Origin of the sequence: Gilliamella sp. ESL0232 (assembly GCF_013346885.1) — a bacterium.
In the GTDB taxonomy this organism is placed as follows: Bacteria; Pseudomonadota; Gammaproteobacteria; order Enterobacterales; family Orbaceae; genus Gilliamella; species Gilliamella bombi.
On the sequence record NZ_JAAEDW010000002.1, the window covers coordinates 145,673 to 164,281 of the forward strand.

Consider the following 18,609-nt stretch of genomic DNA (forward strand, 5'->3'; position numbering starts at 1 on the left):
GTTAGTATAAAATAGCACTTAACTAACGTGTGGGAGATTACTATGTGGCTATTTTGGTTATACGAATTTTTAGGGTTTATTGCAGTTTTATTACTCGTTTTTGGGTACTGCCGTTTTAGAGGGATCGGTTTTTGGCTTTTTATTTGGAAACATCTAAAATGGGTTGCTTTAGCTGTATTAATTACTTGGTTAGGTATTGCATTACTTTGTCGCGTTGATTTATATAATGCAACTCACTGTTATTTTAGAGGCGAAAGTATGCGAGCTAACACAAAATATTCTATCTTTTTAGGCGAATGCCAAGTAGAAACTCCTAGCGGCAGTTATGTTCCTATTGAACGAGCTAGAGCATTACCTGGCTCAAGTCACCATGATGATGATGCCGACTCTACAAACGATTTTTATCCTATAAATTAACATGTTGTCAAATCGACAAACAACCAAAATCCGGCAAATGTCATTACAATTGTCGGATTTTTATTTTGATAGATCAATAACCTTATAAACGAATTGAGAAAATTATCCGATAGTCTAAATCAATTTATTAACTGATTTGCATATTAGCCTGCTGAAAAGCCAAATAACGTTGCTCTAACTTTTTGAAACTAAAAATCAATGTAAAGCTCACACTAAGATAAATCACTGCTGCAATACCAAAAGCATGAAAAGGTTGATAGGTTTCGGCATAAATATCGCGCGCAATCTTCATCACATCAGGCACAGTAACAGTAAAAGCCAGTGCAGTTGAATGCAACAAAAAAATAACCTCGTTACTATAAGCTGGCAATGCAATACGAAATGCTCTTGGAAAAATGATATAACGATAAATTTGAAAACGATTAAAACCAAGTGCTGTTGCAGCTTGAATTTCGCCATTTGGCACATTCCGCATAGCTCCAGCAAAAACTTCAGTAGTATAGGCGCAGGTATTTAGGGTAAAAGCTAACACCGTACAATTTAAACCACTTTGAAAAAAATCGCCTAACCAAGCATTATTTTTAACCACACTTAAGGTATATATACCAGTGTAAATAATCAATAACTGCACATATAAAGGCGTACCTCGAAAAATATAAGTAAATAGCCAAATAGGTAGTTTAATCAGTTTATTTTGTGCATTTCGCCCTACCGCTAACGCTAGCGACAAAATTCCCCCCATTAAAACCGATAAAATAAAAATCCACAGCGTCATCGCAAGACCAGTGATATTATAACCATCGGTCCATAATAGTGATTGCCAATATTGTTGAATAATTTCTAACATGAGTTCTTATAATTTAGTTTTAGTAATGCCAATAGAATAATGCCGTTCAAGCCACCATAAAATGATATTAGATATTGATGTAAAAAACAGATAAAAAGCCCCAGCAATCAAAGCAAATAACAAAGGTTGGTACACAGCTTCACCTGCATTTTTAGTAGCTTTGACTAAATCCGATAACCCCAATAACGACACTAATGCTGTCGCTTTTAACACCACTAACCAATTATTAGCAATACCTGGTAGGGCAAAGCGCATCATTAAAGGAAACATTACATACCCAAATACTTGCACTTTACTTAAACCAAGCGCTGTTGCTGCCGCTAAGGTGTTTCTAGAAACCGCAAGATAAGCTCCTCTAAAAGTTTCGGTAAAATATGCCCCATAAATAAAGCCTAACGTAATAATACCAGCGATTAAAGGATCAACTTCAATAAAAGGAGCGTTAAAATAATCAGTTATATTATTAACCAAAAACTGCAAGCCAAAAAAGATTAGCATCATCAACACTAAATCGGGTACACCTCGAATTAACGATGTATAAGCCTGACAAAGCACATTACATACTTTTGAATGACTCAGTTTACCTAATGCACAAACAATACCAAGTATCATGGCCAGTAGTAGCGATGTCAATGCTAAAATAATAGTCAACCATGCACCTTGACAAATTAAAGAAATATACCCCTGCATGGTTTATTTTTTATTACCGTACACATTAAAATCAAAATACTTATTGTTGATTTTTTGGTAGGTGCCATCAGCTAAGAGGTCTTTTAAAGCTAGGTTAAAGGCTTCGCGCAACTCATTATCATTTTTACGAAAACCAATTCCTACTCCAACATCAAAGTAGTTCGCATCGGTTAGAGCATCCCCAGCAAAAATAAAACCTTTACCTTGTGGCTGTTTTAAAAAGGCATAACTGCCAGTGACTTCATCTTGCAATGCCGCATCTAAACGACCTGCCACTAGATCAGAAAATACTTGTAACTGATTTTGATAAGGCACAATAACTACACCGTTCGGACGCCACATCTCGTTGGCGAAATGTTCTTGCGATGTACCTTGCTCAACACCAACACGCTTACCTTTCAAGGACTCAGCATTAGGCATTAAATTAGTACCCTCTTTAACAATCAAACGTGAATAAGTCATAAAGATTTCGTCAGAAAAAGCAATCTGTTTTTTACGTTTTTCGGTCATCATTAGCGAAGACGAGATAATATCAATCTTTCTTGATAATAACGACGGGATCAAAGCATCGAAGTCGGTCGATTGAAAAGTACATTTAATATTGATTTTTTCACACAATGCTTTCGTGAGTTCAATGTTGAATCCAGTAACTTCACCATTAGCATCAATAAAATCAAAAGGCGCATAGGACGTATCCGAACCAACTTTAATCGATTCAGGTAAGGCAGCATAACTTGCCATTGGCAAGCTTAAACAACCAAAAATAACTAATTTTTTTAATAAATTCTTCATGTTTAATCTTTCCTTTTTTATTTAAGGCAATAATATAACGTGTTCTAAGGTAATTTTATAATAAAAAAAAGTTATTATTGTGGTGTATAAAATTAGAATTACTTAATGGCAAAAACGCTAGACAAAATAGTTAAAGTTGTTACTTTTAACAACTAACAAAAAGCTAGTTTGATTAAGCTTTGGTTGCAAAACCTTGAAAACGGTTTTAAAAAAATTTTGTCAAAAAGTTTCAGGTAACTATATGTTAAAGTATAAAAATGTTAAAGTATAAAATGAGTAGTTTTGTTGGGTTCAGGTTTGTGTTGTTGTTATTTTATTCATCAGACATCCAATTTGCGAAAATAATGTTTGTCTGATTAAATTCTAAGTACTATAGGTAAACTAAATTGTATCAAGTATAAAAAACCGACCATAGAGGTCGGTTTGTCTTTTGAAGTTTTATTACTGTTGGGCTTCAATGTTGCCGCCAACTAAATCTAGATGAATAGTTTTACCTGGGACTAATTTACCTGACAGTATTTGTTGTGCCAATGGGTTTTCGATCTCTTGTTGGATCGATCGTTTTAACGGTCTTGCGCCATAAATTGGGTCAAAGCCAACCTTAGCTAACTGTTCAAGTGCAGCATCCGAAATATCCAATTGGTAACCGCGTTCTTCTAAACGTTTTTCAACGTGTGCTAACTGAATTTTTGCGATCGCTTTAATGTTTTCTTGACCTAATGGGTGGAATACCACTGTTTCGTCAATACGATTGATAAATTCTGGTCTAAAGTGTTTGGTTACAACCGTCATCACTAGAGATTTCATTTCGTCATAACTTAGTTCAACTTGACCTTGAATTAGGTCAGAACCTAAGTTTGATGTCATAATTATGACAGTGTTACGAAAATCAACTGTGCGACCTTGACCATCTGTTAAGCGCCCATCATCCAATACTTGCAGTAAGATATTAAAGACATCTGGGTGTGCTTTTTCGACTTCATCAAGTAAAATTACTGAGTATGGTCGTCGTCTAACTGCTTCGGTTAAATACCCCCCTTCTTCATACCCAACATAACCTGGAGGCGCACCAATTAAGCGAGCAACGGAGTGTTTTTCCATAAACTCTGACATATCTATACGCACCATAGCATCTTCGCTGTCAAACATAAAGTTAGCCAATGATTTGCAAAGCTCGGTTTTACCGACACCCGTTGGTCCTAAGAATAGGAATGATCCAATCGGTTTATTTGGATCTGAAAGCCCTGCTCGGCTACGTCGAATCGCATTTGCAACCGCTAATACCGCTTCATTTTGACCAATTACACGTTTATGTAAGGCATCTTCCATGTGCAATAGTTTATCTTTTTCGCTCTCAAGCATTCTAGAGACTGGAATACCTGTCGCTTTAGATAATACTTCTGCAATTTCGTTATCGGTCACTTTGTTACGCAATAACTTCATGGTTTTGCCTTCTAACTGCGTTGCTGAAGCAAGTTTCTTTTCGAGCTCTGGAATTTTGCCATATTGTAATTCTGACATTTTGTTCAAGTCGCCAGCTCGACGAGCTTGCTCTATTTCAGTACGTGCCTTTTCTAGTTCTGCTTTGATGTTTTGAGTCCCCGAAACAGCTGCCTTTTCTGACTTCCATTCTTCTTCAAGTGAAGCATATTCCTTTTCTTTTTCAGAAAGTTCATCATTTAACATTTGTAGTCGCTTTTTACTCGCATCATCAGATTCTTTTTTAAGCGCTTGTTGTTCAAGTTTAAGTTGAATTATGCGCCTTTCAAGTCGATCTAAAGATTCTGGTTTTGAATCCATTTGCATACGAATACTTGATGCGGCTTCGTCAATTAAATCAATCGCTTTGTCAGGTAACATGCGATCAGAAATATAACGATGCGATAATGTAGCCGCAGCTACGATTGCAGGATCGGTTATTTGCACATGGTGATGCAGTTCATAACGTTCTTTTAAACCACGCAAAATAGCGATCGTATCTTCAACTGTTGGTTCGGCAACATAGACTTTTTGGAAACGACGCTCTAACGCAGGATCTTTTTCAATATATTGACGGTATTCATCAAGCGTTGTTGCTCCCACGCAGTGTAATTCACCGCGAGCTAATGCGGGTTTTAACATATTACCAGCATCCATTGCTCCATCGCTTTTTCCTGCGCCAACCATGGTATGGATTTCGTCAATAAATAATATAATGCGACCTTCTTCTTTTGCTAAGTCTTTAAGCACGGCTTTTAGGCGTTCTTCAAATTCCCCTCGATATTTGGCACCAGCAATTAATGCACCCATGTCTAATGATAAAACGCGTTTATTTCGTAATCCTTCAGGGACTTCACGGTTAACAATGCGTTGTGCTAATCCTTCTACAATAGCAGTTTTTCCTACACCTGGTTCCCCAATTAATACTGGATTATTTTTAGTACGACGTTGTAATACCTGAATAGTTCGACGAATTTCTTCATCACGACCAATAACAGGATCAAGTTTACCTTGTTCTGCTCGTTGAGTTAAATCAATGGTGTATTTTTTAAGTGCACCGCGTTGATCTTCTGCATTAGGATCGTTCACGTTATCGCTACCTCTTACTTGATTAACTGCTTGGCTAAATTTATCTTTATTAACACCTGATCTTTTAAGAAGATCGCCTAAACTGCCCTTATCTTCTAAAGCGGCTAATATAAAGAGTTCTGATGAGATATAGCTATCACCGTTCTTTTGGGATAATTTATCGCAAAGATTTAATACTCGAACAAAATCTTGCGATGGAATAACATCTCCACCCACACCTTGAACTTGGGGTAATCGGTCAATAGCTTGAGCTAATTCTTGTTGTAAATTAACAATATTTGCACCTGCTGCAATCAATAAAGGCATTACACTACTCCCTACTTGATTAAGCATGGCTGATAGGACATGCACAGGCTCTATATATTGATTGTCTTTACCTAATGCCATTGACTGCGCATCAGCTAAAGCTTGTTGAAACTTATTTGTTAGTTTATCTAACCTCATAGTGTTTATCTCCTGAGCAATAAATTTGGATTAAACGCTTAACACATTTAATCCATTTGCATGTGATCTAAATGAGTGTTGCAACCTAAATTTCAAGAGCAAAGTTAAAATATTTTTTACAAAATTTATACAACAAAATTATCAAGTATGTAAGAATTAATTGACATAAAAATAAAGCTGTTTGCAATTCAAGCAATTACATCTAAATTTCGTTTTAAGATATACTGGTAAGATGACAAATTCACTTTTATCCCTTATATTGTTACCTTTATTTTGTTAGGTTCGCTAACCGTGGTTCGTAACCCATCCCACGAAAAAAAACTAGGAATATAAAATGTTCAAAATAGCCAAAGAGTTTCAATTTGATGCTTGTCACATGTTAGATGGGCACAATAAAAAGTGTCATAATCTGCACGGCCACACTTATCGCCTATTAGTTGAAATTAGCGGAGAGCTTATTGATAACGGCTCAAGCCAAGATATGGTCATGGATTATGCCGATTTAAAGCTAATAGTTAAACAACATATTGTCGATCCGTTAGATCACGCCTATCTTTACAATCAACAAAACCCTAATGAGTGCCGTATCGCGTCGTTACTACAAGAAATGGATCGTAAAATTTTTGCCTTTCCATGTAGAACCACCGCAGAAGGAATGAGCAAATTTATTTTTGATTGCTTATCGCAATATTTGCCTGTTTCGATGATCAAACTATGGGAAACGCCAACTTCGTATTGTGAATATCATCGGAGCCCAATATGATCGAATTTCGCATCGTTGAAATCTTCGAGTCTTTACAGGGCGAAGGTTATAATACAGGCATGCCTGCTGTTTTTATCCGTTTTGCTGGGTGCAATTTAAATTGTGCTTGGTGTGATACTAATTTCCGCCAATTTACCCGGTTTACGTTAGATACACTGCTTGCTAAAGTGAGTGAATATAACAGCAAAAACATTATCATTACTGGCGGCGAACCCACTATGGTTAAAGCATTACCTCAATTGCTTGTACCATTAAAAAATGCGGGTTATTTTATTGCCATTGAAAGTAATGGACTTGGCAAAGTTGATCCGCTTATAGATTATATAGCTCTTAGCCCTAAGTTTTGTTATCAGTCACGCTATCAAAAAATAGCACAACCAATAGCAAATGAAGTACGCATAGTAGCAGAAAATCACTGCGATTTTATTCCTTTTTGCCAATATATCGAAACCCATATTCAAGCCAAACGCTATTATCTATCTCCTTGTGAAAAGGATGGTGCATTTAATATGTTTGAAACGATAGAGTTGTTAGGAAAAATCAACCAAAATCGACTGAATAATAAATGGGTTTTGAGTGTGCAAAGCCACAAGTTTGCCAATATAGAATGATAAATTAGTACTAAAGAGAACTAATTAAATATTCATAAAATCAAGAAGTTTTATTAATTTTAATTGAATAATTGTTTAATCTATAATAACCTCATATAAATTATTTATATGGAATTAACTGTCATGCGTTTTTGCTATTGTTTATTGCTAACTTTGTTTACAACTCCAGTTATAGCTTGGGATATAGTTTGTGATAATACTTTAACTTGTCGTGTTATAGAATATAGTGATATATCTGATACAGGAGTGATAAAATCGTCAATTTTATTCCAGCGAAAAGCGGGGGCCAATGAGCCAGTTGAAATTTATGTTAGAACAAAAAATAACAAAGAAGAAGATGAAGAAGATATTGAAATTAAAAACATTCAACAATTAGATAATTCATTGGCTGCATTCATTAATCAAGAGTATTTAGGCGAATTAAAAGAAATACAAAATAATATTTATCAGTTGTCACAATTCCAAGCTACAAAAATTATTCAAGCATTTACAAAAAATGAGAAAGTTATATTCCGTAACAGTAGAAGTCAATCATTTTATACCAATGGCGGATTTTATGATGTCATGTTAACAATGGACAAAAAACAAGGACGGGTTGGTACAACTGGCGCAGTTATAGCACATGGTAATAAAAATGAATCAAACGTTTATGCACCAATACCTGTACCAACTATAAAAAAAGGTAAAGTAATTGCTCCAGAACAAAGTCAAGAACTTAATACCAATGAAGTAATTAAAATATTCCCTCAATTCAAAAAACGCTATATACATGAAGCTAAATGTGATGCTTATGATTTAGAAGATCCTTATTATGATGAAACACAAGGATATGATAAAAGATTTCGGTTAATTAAATTAGATAATAACCACGATTTACTTGAAACTAGGTGTTGGTTTAGCGCATATAACTCAGGTAACGCCTATTGGATAATTTCTAACACAGCTAAACTAAGTAATAAAAATATAAAATTTATAAATAATGAGGGCAATGCATACAAAAATGGAACAATATCCAGTATAGCTAAGCTAAGAGGTGAGGGAGATTGTTTAGAAAAATCTAGCTGGACTTGGAATGGACATAAATTTATGCTTTCCTCTAATATAAGTACAGGTGAATGCTTAGGTTTTGACGGTGGGGCTTGGGAATTACCTTCTTTTGTTAGCGAAATAAAATAACAATTGAACAATAGAAAGCCTTCAGATCTTATGGCGGTTTAAATATTATAATTTTATATATTAACATTTACCGCAGATCTTTATACTATAAATATTTTACAAAGCAGCTAAAAATTGAAGGTTTTTAGCTTAAAAAAACTCTTTTATTCAAACCAGATCATTGATGCCATTCTACCAGTTCTATTTTCACGTCGATAAGAGAAGAATTCATCTTGTTCAGTATAAGTACAATAATCACCACCAAAAATTTGCGTTACTCCTACTGCTTGTAAACGTTGTTTGGCAATTAGATATAGGTCTGCTAGGTATTTTTGTTCAGTTGGGTTGATCAATTTAAACGCTTCTTGTGCTTTTGGATCGACTTTTTCAAATTGTTGTTTGACTTCAATACCTACCTCAAATTTTTTGACACTAATGGCTGGTCCCATCCAAGCAATGATGTTTGATGGCGAGCTTGAAAATTTTTTAATTGTTTCTTCTAATATACCATTACATAATCCTCGCCAACCAGCATGGGCAGCTGCAACTTCGTCACCTTTTGTTGTACAAAAAAGTACAGGCATGCAATCTGCGGTTAACACCACACTAACTTGCTTAGGTTGATTGGTATATGATCCATCAGCTTCAAAAGTTTGATAAGAATCGATGTTACCTGTTGGAGGCTGTAAAGCAATTTGTGATATATCAAGCACTGTTGTGCTGTGAGTTTGCGTTAACCAATACGGTTCGCTTGGTATTTGTTCGGCTTGAATAATTCTTCGGCGGTTTTCAGCAATATGTTCTGAATTATCACCAGTTCGATTTCCCATATTTAAACTTGCAAATGGCGCTAAACTAACACCACCAGTTCGTGTTGAAGTAAAGGCATGAATTTTTTTTGGGGCTGTCCAATATGGGTAAATCGATTTAATCATATTCATCACCAATCTAGTTCATCTTTATGCTGTTCGGTATCTTCTTGTAAAGCTTGTATTAACTTTTGCATATCGTCAGGAATAGGAGCATGCCATTCCATTTGTTCACCTGTTATAGGATGATATAATCGCAACATGGTAGCGTGTAATGCTTGGCGATTAAAATCGCGTAAAGTTTGAATAAAAGATTCACTAGCCCCCTTAGGCGGCCTTGGTCTTCCACCGTAGAGTGGGTCACCAATTAGTGGGTGAGCAATATGTGCCATGTGCACGCGGATTTGGTGAGTTCGCCCTGTTTCTAAGCGCAATCGCAAACGTGTATGTAGGCGATATTTTTCCATCACTCTATAATGGGTAACCGCTGGTTTACCCGTTGGGAATACAGCCATATGTGTACGTTTGGTTGGATGACGGGTGATAGGCTGATCAACGGTTCCTCCTGCAGTAATAATCCCCATGACCACAGCTTCATATTCGCGTGTAATTTGGCGTAGTTGAAGTGATTCGACCAAATGTGTTTGTGCCATAATAGTTTTAGCTACAACCATTAGCCCTGTTGTATCTTTATCTAGACGATGCACAATACCTGCGCGGGGTACGCGTGCTATCTCAGGATAATAATGCAATAAGGCATTTAATACCGTACCATCAGGATTACCTGCGCCAGGATGCACAACTAAATCACGAGGTTTATTAATCACCAAAATGTCATCATCCTCGTAAACAATATCAAGCTTTATATCTTCTGGTTGATGATAAGTTTCTTGTTCAATTTCAGCATTAATAGTTATTATTTCGCCACCGAGCACTTTTTCTTTTGGTTTATTAACGATAACATCGTTGACAGTGACTTTATTATTAATAATCCAATCTTTTATTCTTGAGCGTGAATAATCAGGAAAAAGCTCGGATAATGCTTGATCTAAACGCATTCCTAGTTGACTTTGTTCGATTTTAGTTGATAATTTTAACTCATGCATGTGTAATTTATCTATTTTAAGCTGTTATGTTTTAGAGTATTATATACTAATCATCGCCTTTAATGTTTAATTATATTTGGATCAAAAACTGAATGAAATTGCGTTTACACTCTTTGCTAGCTATCGCTTTAAGTGGCATGCTAATTGGCTGTACTTCTTCCAAGCCCGATGTTGAAAATGTACCCGAGATTGAACTACATAACAAAGCGAAGTCTGAGCTTGAAAATGGTAATATTAAATCCAGTATTACTATATTAGAGTCCTTGGACAAAAATTATCCTTTTGGTCCTTATTCTCAACAAGTTCAACTTGATTTGATTTACGCTTACTATAAATCAGCTGACTTACCGTTAGCAATTGCGTCAATTGACCGTTTTTTGAAATTGAATCCAACGCATCCAAATATTGATTGGGTTATTTATATGCGTGGCATTTCAAATATGGCACAAGACGACAATATGATCCAAGGTTGGTTTAATGTTGATCGTTCAGATCGCGATCCCGATTATGCTTCAGCTGCATTTAAGGACTTTTCTTATCTACTGTCTAGTTTTCCAAACAGTCAATATGCAGCCGATGCGCAAAAACGCCTTGTATTTTTGAAAAATAGATTGGCTCGCTATCAGTTAAAAGTCGCACAATTCTATACAAAACGCGGTGCTTATGTAGCTGTGATTAATCGCGTGACTGAAATGTTAATTATGTTCCCAGATACCGATTCAACTAAAGAAGCATTGCTTTTAATGCGTAATGCTTATAATGAATTAGGCTTAGTTGATGAAACCCAAAAACTTGATCAACTGATTCAAGCAAATCTTAAAAACATGCCTAAAGAAGAACAACGATCATTCTTATCACGTTTTACTAGCGTCTTTAATGGTGGTTAGGCTTTTTTAATTAAGATACCTACCTTTAATTGCTATTTAATCACACTTAAATAGCAATTAATTTAACTTGTTGTATCCCTTTCACCTTAACCTATTAAAGGTTTGTTATTTATTAAATATCAGTAATAAAATATGCTCAATAACTTAGAATTTATCATAACAAGAAATCAATGTCTTACTTCATATATCGTTTGTAAAACGAATCAATAACCAATACAATTAGCAGCATATTTTTATTAGTAATAATAGATAGGACATTAACTCGTCATGCAAGAACAATATCGCCCAGATGAAATAGAAGCCATTGTACAAAAACATTGGCAAGAAAATAAAACCTTTCACGTTACTGAAGATTCATCAAAAGAAAAATATTACTGCTTATCGATGCTACCTTACCCTTCTGGGCGTTTGCATCTTGGTCATGTCCGTAACTACACCATTGGTGATACCATTTCACGTTACCAACGTTTAAATGGTAAAAATGTACTACAGCCAATCGGTTGGGATGCGTTTGGTTTGCCTGCTGAAGGTGCTGCAGTTAAGAACAATACTGCACCTGCAAAATGGACCTATGAAAATATTGCTTATATGAAAAAGCAATTACAACTTTTAGGATTTGGTTATGATTGGGATCGTGAAGTTACTACTTGTCATCCTGAATATTATAAATGGGAACAATGGTTTTTTACTAAGTTATATGAAAAAGGCTTAGTTTATAAAAAAACATCGGCAGTTAACTGGTGCCCTAATGATCAGACCGTACTTGCTAATGAGCAAGTGGTTGAAGGTTGTTGTTGGCGTTGTAGTACCCCTGTTGAGCGCAAAGAAATCCCACAATGGTTTATTAAAATCACCGAATATGCCGAAGAACTACTTAATGATTTGAATACGCTTGAAAGTTGGCCAGAACAAGTTAAAACCATGCAACGTAACTGGATTGGTCGTTCTGAAGGTGTTGAGTTTGATTTTGCTGTTGAAAATTATGCTGATAAGTTACGCGTCTATACAACTCGTCCTGATACATTAATGGGCGTTAGTTTTGTCTCTGTTGCCGCAGAGCACCCTCTTGCACAATTAGCAGCCCAAAACGATCCTAAAATTGCTGAATTTGTTGCTGAATGTAAAAATACCAAAACAGCCGAAGCCGATATGGCAACCATGGAAAAGAAAGGCATTGCAACTGGCTTTTATGCTATCCATCCTTTAACAGGAAAAAAAGTCCCTGTTTGGATTGCTAATTTTGTGTTAATTGAATATGGTACAGGTGCAGTGATGGCTGTGCCTGGGCACGATGAACGTGATTATGAATTTGCTTCAAAATATAACTTACCAATTAATCCTGTTATTTTAACTCAAGACGGTAACGCACCAGATCTTTCTGAAAAAGCATATACTGAGCATGGCAAGTTATTTAATTCAGGCGAATTTGATGGTCTTGATTTTGATCAAGCATTTAATGCTGTTGCTGATAAGTTAATTGCATTAGGTATTGGTAAACGTAAAGTTAATTACCGTTTGCGTGATTGGGGTGTTTCGCGTCAACGTTATTGGGGTGCACCAATCCCAATGGTGACGCTGGAAGATGGTACAACCATACCAACACCAGAAGACCAATTACCAGTTATTTTACCTGAAAATGTTGAAATGAATGGTATTACCAGTCCAATTAAGGCAGATCCTAACTGGGCTAAGACAACCGTTAACGGTCAACCTGCACTACGTGAAACCGATACGTTTGATACCTTTATGGAATCTTCTTGGTATTATGCTCGTTACACTTGTCCAAACTACGACAAAGGTATGTTAGACGAAAAAGCAGCAAACTATTGGTTACCTGTTGACCAGTATGTTGGTGGTATTGAACATGCCATTATGCATTTACTTTATTTTAGATTTTTCCATAAATTAATGCGTGATTTTGGTTTAGTATCGTCAGATGAACCAGCAAAACGTCTACTTTGCCAAGGTATGGTATTAGCTGATGCATTTTATTATACCAGTCCAACAAATGAACGTATTTGGGTTTCGCCAACTGAAGTCACTATTGAACGTGATGATAAGGGGCGCATTGCTAAAGCTGTCGATAGTCATGGCAATGAGCTAGTTCATGCCGGTATGACCAAAATGTCAAAATCAAAAAATAATGGTATCGATCCGCAAGAAATGGTTGAAAAATATGGTGCTGATACCGTTCGATTGTTTATGATGTTTGCATCACCTGCTGATATGACACTAGAATGGCAAGAATCTGGCGTTGAAGGTGCAAACCGATTTATTAAACGTGTATGGCGTTTAGTTTATGAACATACCCAAAAAGGTGTAGCAGCAAAACTAGACGTTACAGCTCTAGATAGTGAACAAAAATCATTACGTCGTGAATTACATAAAACCATAGCGAAAGTGAGTGATGATATTGGCCGCCGCCAAACATTTAATACTGCTATTGCTGCTGTGATGGAATTTATGAATCGCTTACAAAAAGCACCGCAAGAAACAGAGCAAGATCGCGCTCTAATGAGTGAAGCTTTAAATGCTATTGTTCGATTACTTTACCCAATGATGCCTCACGCTTGTTTTGTTATGTGGCAAGCTTTAGGTCACAACGAATTGATTGATAATACAACTTGGCCTGTTGCTGATCAATCGGCAATGGTTGAGGACGAGAAACTCATTGTTGTACAAATCAATGGCAAAGTCCGCGGTAAATTTATTGTACCTGCCGATGCCGATCAAGATTTTGTTGTATCACAAGCAAAACAAGAGCCTAACATCCAAAAATATTTGAGTGATGTTGCTATCCGTAAAGTGATTTATGTACCGGGTAAATTATTAAATCTTGTTGTTGGTTAATTTTGTTTGATAACTAAATTTAGGCGGTTATTGATATGAAAAAATATTTAGCATTAATTATGTTATTAACAATATCCTTAACAGGATGTGGATTTCACTTACAACATGAGACAGAAGTGCCAGAAAGTTTTAAAACGATGTCTTACATAAGTTATGACCCTTATGGAAGATTATCTCGCAATATTAAAGAGTTATTACACGATAATGATGTGACAATAACGAATAATAATGCTTCAGGTCAGGTACCATTGTTAAAAATGGTAAGTGAAAATCTAAGTCGCAATACCATCTCGATTTATCAAGATGGTAAAGCTGCCGAATATCAATTAGTGTTAACGGTTGAAGCACAAGTTGTTGCTGGTCAACAGACTTATCCAATAAGCGTACGCGTGTTTAGAACGTTTTTTGATAATCCAGCTGAAGCTTTGGCTAAGACGGTTGAACAAGACTTAATTGAAAACGAAATGTTTAAACAAGCGGCTAAACAAGTCATCCGTAAATTAAAATCGATTCATGCAGTAAATTAACGTTGACATGATTAAAATTAGTGCCGATCAAATTAACAATAATGTGGGGGCTCCCTATTATTTAATTTTAGGTAGTGATCCCTATTTACAGCATTATGTGCAAACTGAGTTACGCAAATCCTTTTTACAAAAAGGATTTGATGAGCAACTTACTTTTGTAATTGATAATCAAACCGATTGGACAGCTATTTATGATAGCTGTCAGGCTATGAATCTATTTTCTGCAAATACTCTGATTTTTCTTGATTTTGGTGAGGGTTCATTAAACGCAGCTATCACTACCAAACTCAATACACTAAGTGAGGTTTTAACCCCTGGTATTGCGCTGGTTATTACACTTAACAAAATTACGAAATCGCAAGAAAACGCTAATTGGTATAAAGCTTTATCGGATAAATTGGTGGTTATCAATTGCACTACACCCGATACTTTACAGTTGCCACAATGGATCAAAAATCATTTGCAACAACAACAAATGACCATTGAACCAAAGGCAATTGAACTGTTTTGCTATTATTATGAAGGCAATTTACTGGCATTAACACAAATTATTGCACAACTTAAGTTGTTGTATCCTAATCAGAGCATTTCTTATGATGAAGTCGAAAATAATATAAATGATTCGGCAATATTTACACCATATCATTGGACTGATGCGATGATTGCCAATAAAACAAAACGAGCCATTCATATTTTACAACAGCTAAAAATAAATGAATTTGAGCCGTTAATTTTATTGCGGATTGTTCAACGTGAATTGATATTGATGATCAATTTAAAAAAAGGATTGCAACAAAAATCATTAAAACAAGTTTTCGATGAATATAAGGTTTGGCAAAATAAAAGAACGATATATACCAGTTATCTAAACCGTTGCGATATTAATGACCTATTTAATTTATTAGCCAAATTGACAGAGATCGAAATCAGTTTAAAGCATGATAACCAAGCACGAATATGGGACGCAATGTTTAATTTATCGATGCAATTTATGGGATTAGATAAATGTTAACTGCATTATTAGGAGGAACTTTTGATCCGATCCATTATGGACACCTTCGCCCTGCTATTTCGTTAGCAAATGAAGTCGGATTAAAGCAAATTGGTTTATTGCCTAATCATATCCCTCCTCATAAACCACAACCCGAAGCGAGTACTGAACAACGCTTGGCAATGTTAAAATTGGCTATCGAAGGTTTACCATTATTTGCGTTGAATGTAAGAGAGATCTTACCTGAAACTTCAACACGTCCTTCTTATACTATCGGAACGCTTCAAGCCTGGCGACAAGAAAATGGGAATAGTGAAGGATTGGCATTTATTATGGGACAAGATTCATTATTGAGTTTACCGACTTGGAGTAAATGGAAAACGCTGCTTGATTATTGCCATTTACTAATTTGCCGTAGACCAGGTTATGCCCAAAAAACTGATAACATTGAGTTACAACAATGGATTGATGTGCATAATACCACAAACGTTAAAGATCTACACAATTCACCACATGGTTATATCTTTTTTGCACATACGCCACTTGAAGATATTTCAGCTACTGAGATCAGGCAAAATATTAACAACCAAGCCAGTTGTGAAAATTTGTTACCACCCAAAGTGTGGCATTATATTCATCAGCAAGGCCTTTATACTGCAAAGAAATAGTAGAAAGGGCTTTACATCTGACAGTTTTTTCGGCATTATTTCGCCGCTGTGTTTATTTATTTTAAACTTAGCTTTTTGTGTTTATACTTAACTTTACTTTGTCATCGAATAAAATACTTTATAGGTGACATAAAAGCGCAACGCGATACCTTTGCACTATATGTGCTTAGACGAGGAAAGTTAGTTGAGTATATTTAATTTGTACTTATTATTAAGAGGCCCCAATGGCAAAAGAAGATAACATTGAAATGCAAGGAACCATACTTGATACTCTTCCAAATACGATGTTTCGTGTGGAACTTGAAAATGGTCATGTCGTTACTGCACATATTTCTGGTAAGATGCGTAAGAACTATATTCGTATTTTAACTGGTGATAAAGTTACTGTTGAAATGACACCTTACGATCTATCTAAAGCACGCATCATCTTCCGAAGTCGCTAATATCGTTATCAGAATAAACTTTTATCGCTATATAACTGTTTATTTCTCTCTTTTTTAATAAAAAAACCGTCGACAAAAGTCGACGGAGAAGTGAGATATTTAAACTAAACTAGTGAGTTAATCATCTTTAGAAAAGTTCATTTGATCGTATTTAACCCATTTTGTTTTTTTAACTATTTTATAGCCAAAGTAAATCATTAAAAATAATGGTAAACCGATATAGGTTGCAATTACACTATTCCAATCAATAGAATCTTGTAGGAAGGCTTCGTAATTTTGACCAAGTGTTATAATTAAACATAATACGAAAGCAAAAACAGGGCCAAATGGGAAGCAGCTTGATTTATATGGTAATTGATTAACATCATGACCTTGCATAAGGTAACCCTTTCTAAAACGATAATGACTAATTGCAATTCCTAACCAAGCAATAAAACCAGTCATACCTGACATATTGAGCAACCACAAATAAACAACCTGATCTCTATACATCGACGTTAAGAAGCAAAGCATAGCCACAAATGTCGTTGCTAACAACGCTGCACGAGGTACGCCTGATGATGATAATTTTGCAAAGATTTTAGGTGCTTTACCTTCTTTAGCAAGAGCATAAAGCATACGGGTCGAAGCATAAAGTCCTGAGTTACCCGCAGATAAAACTGAAGTCAGTATAACAGCATTCATTAATGCTGCAGCTGATAATAATCCTGCATGTTCAAATACTAGGGTAAATGGACTAACACTTATATCGGTTTCATCGTTACGTAGTAAATTAGGATCAGTATAAGGAATAATTAAACTGATGACTAAAATCGCAAAGATATAAAATAACAGTATTCGCCAAAAGACTTGCCGCATAGCTTTAGGAATATTTTTTTCTGGATCTTTTGATTCACCAGCTGCAATACCAATTAATTCTGTACCTTGAAATGAAAATCCAACTACCATTGCTACACCAATCATTGATGAAAATCCACCAGCAAAAGGCGCTTCTTTGATGGTCCAATTTTGCCAACCTGCACCTTCTGCACCATGGAAAATACCAATAATCATTAATAAACCAACAATAATAAAAACAATAACGGTGACAACTTTAATTAATGAAAACCAAAATTCAGCTTCACCAAAGCCTTTAACTGAAATATAGTTTAAACAAAAGATGATACTTAAAAACAATAAACTCCATAACCAGCTATAAGGACCGGCATCAAACCAATAAGAAATAACTAGCTGAGCGGCAACTAGGTCAACCGCAACTGTAATTGCCCAGTTATACCAATAGTTCCAACCAATGGCAAAACCAAACGCTTCATCTACATAACGTGAACCATAAGTTGCAAAGGTGCCTGAAACAGGTAAATATGCAGCAAGTTCCCCTAAGCTAGTCATTAAAAAGTACACCATTACACCTATAATGGCATACGAAAGCAAAGCACCACCGGGACCTGCCTGAGCAACAGTTGCTCCTGAGGCAACAAATAGCCCTGTGCCAATTGAACCACCAATGGCGATCATAGCTAAGTGACGCGCCTTTAAATCTCGTTTTAATTTGTTTTTCATATCAATATTCTTCTTTGTTAAGGAGAGCCCATCTTATGGAGCATAAATTTTTATATTCCACATTATTTAACAACCAAATAGGCAGCTAAAAATTTATATTAATCATTACTGATAAATAAAATAGGTAAAAGTGTATCAAAAAAAAATGATGGCGAGATAAATAATTCTAATAATCGAACTGTTTTGTTAAATATATACAATACTTAACCTTTAGTTAGCTGTTCTAATTGAGTTAAATAATTCAGTGCTTGCGAACGGCTATTACCACACATTTCGATACAAGGTTTTAATCGACCACAAACTTTCGGTCTCGATGGGTGCAAGAACAATTTACATTGATAATTGTTATCTAAATGAAGACAAGCAATACCAGCTGGTTTACCCTTAGGCATACATGGGATGGCTGATGAAATTGAAGGAGCAATACAACAGGCACCGCAGTTTTTTCGACATTGGAATGAATCTGTCATAGTGTTTTCTT

17 protein-coding genes, 1 pseudogene and 1 riboswitch are annotated in these 18,609 nt (G+C 35.6%); of the genes and pseudogenes, 10 read left to right on the forward strand and 8 right to left on the reverse strand.

Features of this window, described 5'->3' with window-relative positions; all coding sequences use genetic code 11:
• Positions 1-42 precede the first annotated feature (42 nt).
• Positions 43-417 (forward strand): hypothetical protein, encoded by a 375-nt coding sequence (locus GYW75_RS03660; protein WP_065591008.1) that lies wholly within the window; start codon positions 43-45, stop codon positions 415-417.
• A gap of 127 nt (positions 418-544) precedes the next feature.
• Here GYW75_RS03660 and hisM read toward each other — a convergent pair whose 3' ends face one another.
• From hisM to clpB, 4 genes are all read right to left on the reverse strand, one after another.
• Positions 545-1,264: a histidine ABC transporter permease HisM gene (gene hisM, locus GYW75_RS03665; RefSeq protein ID WP_174798484.1), complete on the reverse strand. Its 720-nt coding sequence runs from the start codon at positions 1,262-1,264 to the stop codon at positions 545-547.
• A gap of 6 nt (positions 1,265-1,270) precedes the next feature.
• A complete protein-coding gene (locus tag GYW75_RS03670; RefSeq protein ID WP_065591006.1) occupies positions 1,271-1,954 on the reverse strand; it encodes an ABC transporter permease in 684 nt (227 codons plus the stop codon).
• A gap of 3 nt (positions 1,955-1,957) precedes the next feature.
• Positions 1,958-2,746 carry a lysine/arginine/ornithine ABC transporter substrate-binding protein gene (locus tag GYW75_RS03675; RefSeq protein WP_085165485.1) on the reverse strand — a complete coding sequence of 263 codons (789 nt, stop codon included), beginning with the start codon at positions 2,744-2,746 and terminating at the stop codon, positions 1,958-1,960.
• 441 nt (positions 2,747-3,187) lie between these two features.
• Positions 3,188-5,758: an ATP-dependent chaperone ClpB gene (gene clpB / locus GYW75_RS03680; protein ID WP_065591004.1), complete on the reverse strand. Its 2,571-nt coding sequence runs from the start codon at positions 5,756-5,758 to the stop codon at positions 3,188-3,190.
• Between the two features lie 285 nt (positions 5,759-6,043).
• A riboswitch (PreQ1 riboswitch) is annotated at positions 6,044-6,089 on the forward strand.
• A gap of 3 nt (positions 6,090-6,092) precedes the next feature.
• Between clpB and queD the strand changes: the two genes are divergently transcribed.
• The 3 genes from queD (at position 6,093) to GYW75_RS03695 (ending at position 8,308) form a co-directional block, all read left to right on the forward strand.
• Positions 6,093-6,521, forward strand: a complete 429-nt coding sequence (queD, locus tag GYW75_RS03685; RefSeq protein WP_174798485.1) for a 6-carboxytetrahydropterin synthase QueD — start codon at positions 6,093-6,095, stop codon at positions 6,519-6,521.
• Complete coding sequence (locus tag GYW75_RS03690) at positions 6,518-7,132, forward strand: 7-carboxy-7-deazaguanine synthase QueE (protein WP_174798486.1); 615 nt, start codon at positions 6,518-6,520, stop codon at positions 7,130-7,132. Before queD ends, GYW75_RS03690 begins: the two co-directional genes overlap by 4 nt.
• Before the next feature lie 108 nt (positions 7,133-7,240).
• Positions 7,241-8,308, forward strand: coding sequence for a DUF1176 domain-containing protein (locus tag GYW75_RS03695; RefSeq protein WP_174798487.1), 1,068 nt, complete (start codon positions 7,241-7,243; stop codon positions 8,306-8,308).
• A 143-nt stretch (positions 8,309-8,451) separates the two neighbouring features.
• Here GYW75_RS03695 and pgeF read toward each other — a convergent pair whose 3' ends face one another.
• Both pgeF and rluD read right to left on the reverse strand, forming a co-directional pair.
• Complete coding sequence (pgeF, locus tag GYW75_RS03700; RefSeq protein WP_034911320.1) at positions 8,452-9,222, reverse strand: peptidoglycan editing factor PgeF; 771 nt, start codon at positions 9,220-9,222, stop codon at positions 8,452-8,454.
• 5 nt (positions 9,223-9,227) lie between these two features.
• Positions 9,228-10,202 carry a 23S rRNA pseudouridine(1911/1915/1917) synthase RluD gene (gene rluD, locus GYW75_RS03705; RefSeq protein WP_174798488.1) on the reverse strand — a complete coding sequence of 325 codons (975 nt, stop codon included), beginning with the start codon at positions 10,200-10,202 and terminating at the stop codon, positions 9,228-9,230.
• Between the two features lie 92 nt (positions 10,203-10,294).
• On the opposite strand from rluD, the pseudogene bamD reads away from it, so the two are divergent.
• From bamD to infA, 6 genes and pseudogenes are all read left to right on the forward strand, one after another.
• Positions 10,295-11,017, forward strand: a pseudogene (gene bamD, locus GYW75_RS03710) (outer membrane protein assembly factor BamD); the annotation flags it as partial.
• A 339-nt stretch (positions 11,018-11,356) separates the two neighbouring features.
• Positions 11,357-13,939 carry a leucine--tRNA ligase gene (gene leuS, locus GYW75_RS03715; protein WP_174798489.1) on the forward strand — a complete coding sequence of 861 codons (2,583 nt, stop codon included), beginning with the start codon at positions 11,357-11,359 and terminating at the stop codon, positions 13,937-13,939.
• Between the two features lie 35 nt (positions 13,940-13,974).
• The gene (gene lptE, locus GYW75_RS03720; RefSeq protein WP_174798490.1) at positions 13,975-14,466 is read left to right on the forward strand and encodes an LPS assembly lipoprotein LptE; all 492 of its coding nucleotides are present in this window, start codon (positions 13,975-13,977) and stop codon (positions 14,464-14,466) included.
• A 7-nt stretch (positions 14,467-14,473) separates the two neighbouring features.
• On the forward strand, positions 14,474-15,478 hold the full coding sequence (gene holA, locus GYW75_RS03725) for a DNA polymerase III subunit delta (protein WP_174798491.1): 1,005 nt from the start codon (positions 14,474-14,476) through the stop codon (positions 15,476-15,478).
• On the forward strand, positions 15,472-16,125 hold the full coding sequence (gene nadD, locus GYW75_RS03730) for a nicotinate-nucleotide adenylyltransferase (protein ID WP_174798492.1): 654 nt from the start codon (positions 15,472-15,474) through the stop codon (positions 16,123-16,125). The genes holA and nadD overlap by 7 nt, the downstream gene beginning before the upstream one ends.
• A 224-nt stretch (positions 16,126-16,349) precedes the next feature.
• Positions 16,350-16,568, forward strand: a complete 219-nt coding sequence (gene infA / locus GYW75_RS03735) for a translation initiation factor IF-1 (protein ID WP_025315083.1) — start codon at positions 16,350-16,352, stop codon at positions 16,566-16,568.
• 117 nt (positions 16,569-16,685) lie between these two features.
• Here infA and GYW75_RS03740 read toward each other — a convergent pair whose 3' ends face one another.
• On the reverse strand, positions 16,686-18,128 hold the full coding sequence (locus GYW75_RS03740) for an amino acid permease (protein WP_174798493.1): 1,443 nt from the start codon (positions 18,126-18,128) through the stop codon (positions 16,686-16,688).
• Positions 18,129-18,331: 203 nt separating this feature from the next.
• Positions 18,332-18,598, reverse strand: coding sequence for a YkgJ family cysteine cluster protein (locus GYW75_RS03745; RefSeq protein WP_174798494.1), 267 nt, complete (start codon positions 18,596-18,598; stop codon positions 18,332-18,334).
• Positions 18,599-18,609: the final 11 nt, after the last annotated feature.

Excerpts from the sequence above, each read along its gene's own strand:
- GYW75_RS03695 (WP_174798487.1), top strand. The coding sequence starts at position 7,241 with ATGGAATTAACTGTCATGCGTTTTTGCTATTGTTTATTGCTAACTTTG.
- GYW75_RS03745 (WP_174798494.1), bottom strand. The coding sequence starts at position 18,598 with ATGACAGATTCATTCCAATGTCGAAAAAACTGCGGTGCCTGTTGTATT.
- GYW75_RS03740 (WP_174798493.1), bottom strand. The coding sequence starts at position 18,128 with ATGAAAAACAAATTAAAACGAGATTTAAAGGCGCGTCACTTAGCTATG.
- rluD (WP_174798488.1), bottom strand. The coding sequence starts at position 10,202 with ATGCATGAGTTAAAATTATCAACTAAAATCGAACAAAGTCAACTAGGA.
- GYW75_RS03690 (WP_174798486.1), top strand. The coding sequence starts at position 6,518 with ATGATCGAATTTCGCATCGTTGAAATCTTCGAGTCTTTACAGGGCGAA.
- leuS (WP_174798489.1), top strand. The coding sequence starts at position 11,357 with ATGCAAGAACAATATCGCCCAGATGAAATAGAAGCCATTGTACAAAAA.
- infA (WP_025315083.1), top strand. The coding sequence starts at position 16,350 with ATGGCAAAAGAAGATAACATTGAAATGCAAGGAACCATACTTGATACT.
- pgeF (WP_034911320.1), bottom strand. The coding sequence starts at position 9,222 with ATGATTAAATCGATTTACCCATATTGGACAGCCCCAAAAAAAATTCAT.
- GYW75_RS03675 (WP_085165485.1), bottom strand. The coding sequence starts at position 2,746 with ATGAAGAATTTATTAAAAAAATTAGTTATTTTTGGTTGTTTAAGCTTG.
- holA (WP_174798491.1), top strand. The coding sequence starts at position 14,474 with ATGATTAAAATTAGTGCCGATCAAATTAACAATAATGTGGGGGCTCCC.
- GYW75_RS03670 (WP_065591006.1), bottom strand. The coding sequence starts at position 1,954 with ATGCAGGGGTATATTTCTTTAATTTGTCAAGGTGCATGGTTGACTATT.
- queD (WP_174798485.1), top strand. The coding sequence starts at position 6,093 with ATGTTCAAAATAGCCAAAGAGTTTCAATTTGATGCTTGTCACATGTTA.
- nadD (WP_174798492.1), top strand. The coding sequence starts at position 15,472 with ATGTTAACTGCATTATTAGGAGGAACTTTTGATCCGATCCATTATGGA.
- lptE (WP_174798490.1), top strand. The coding sequence starts at position 13,975 with ATGAAAAAATATTTAGCATTAATTATGTTATTAACAATATCCTTAACA.
- hisM (WP_174798484.1), bottom strand. The coding sequence starts at position 1,264 with ATGTTAGAAATTATTCAACAATATTGGCAATCACTATTATGGACCGAT.
- clpB (WP_065591004.1), bottom strand. The coding sequence starts at position 5,758 with ATGAGGTTAGATAAACTAACAAATAAGTTTCAACAAGCTTTAGCTGAT.
- GYW75_RS03660 (WP_065591008.1), top strand. The coding sequence starts at position 43 with ATGTGGCTATTTTGGTTATACGAATTTTTAGGGTTTATTGCAGTTTTA.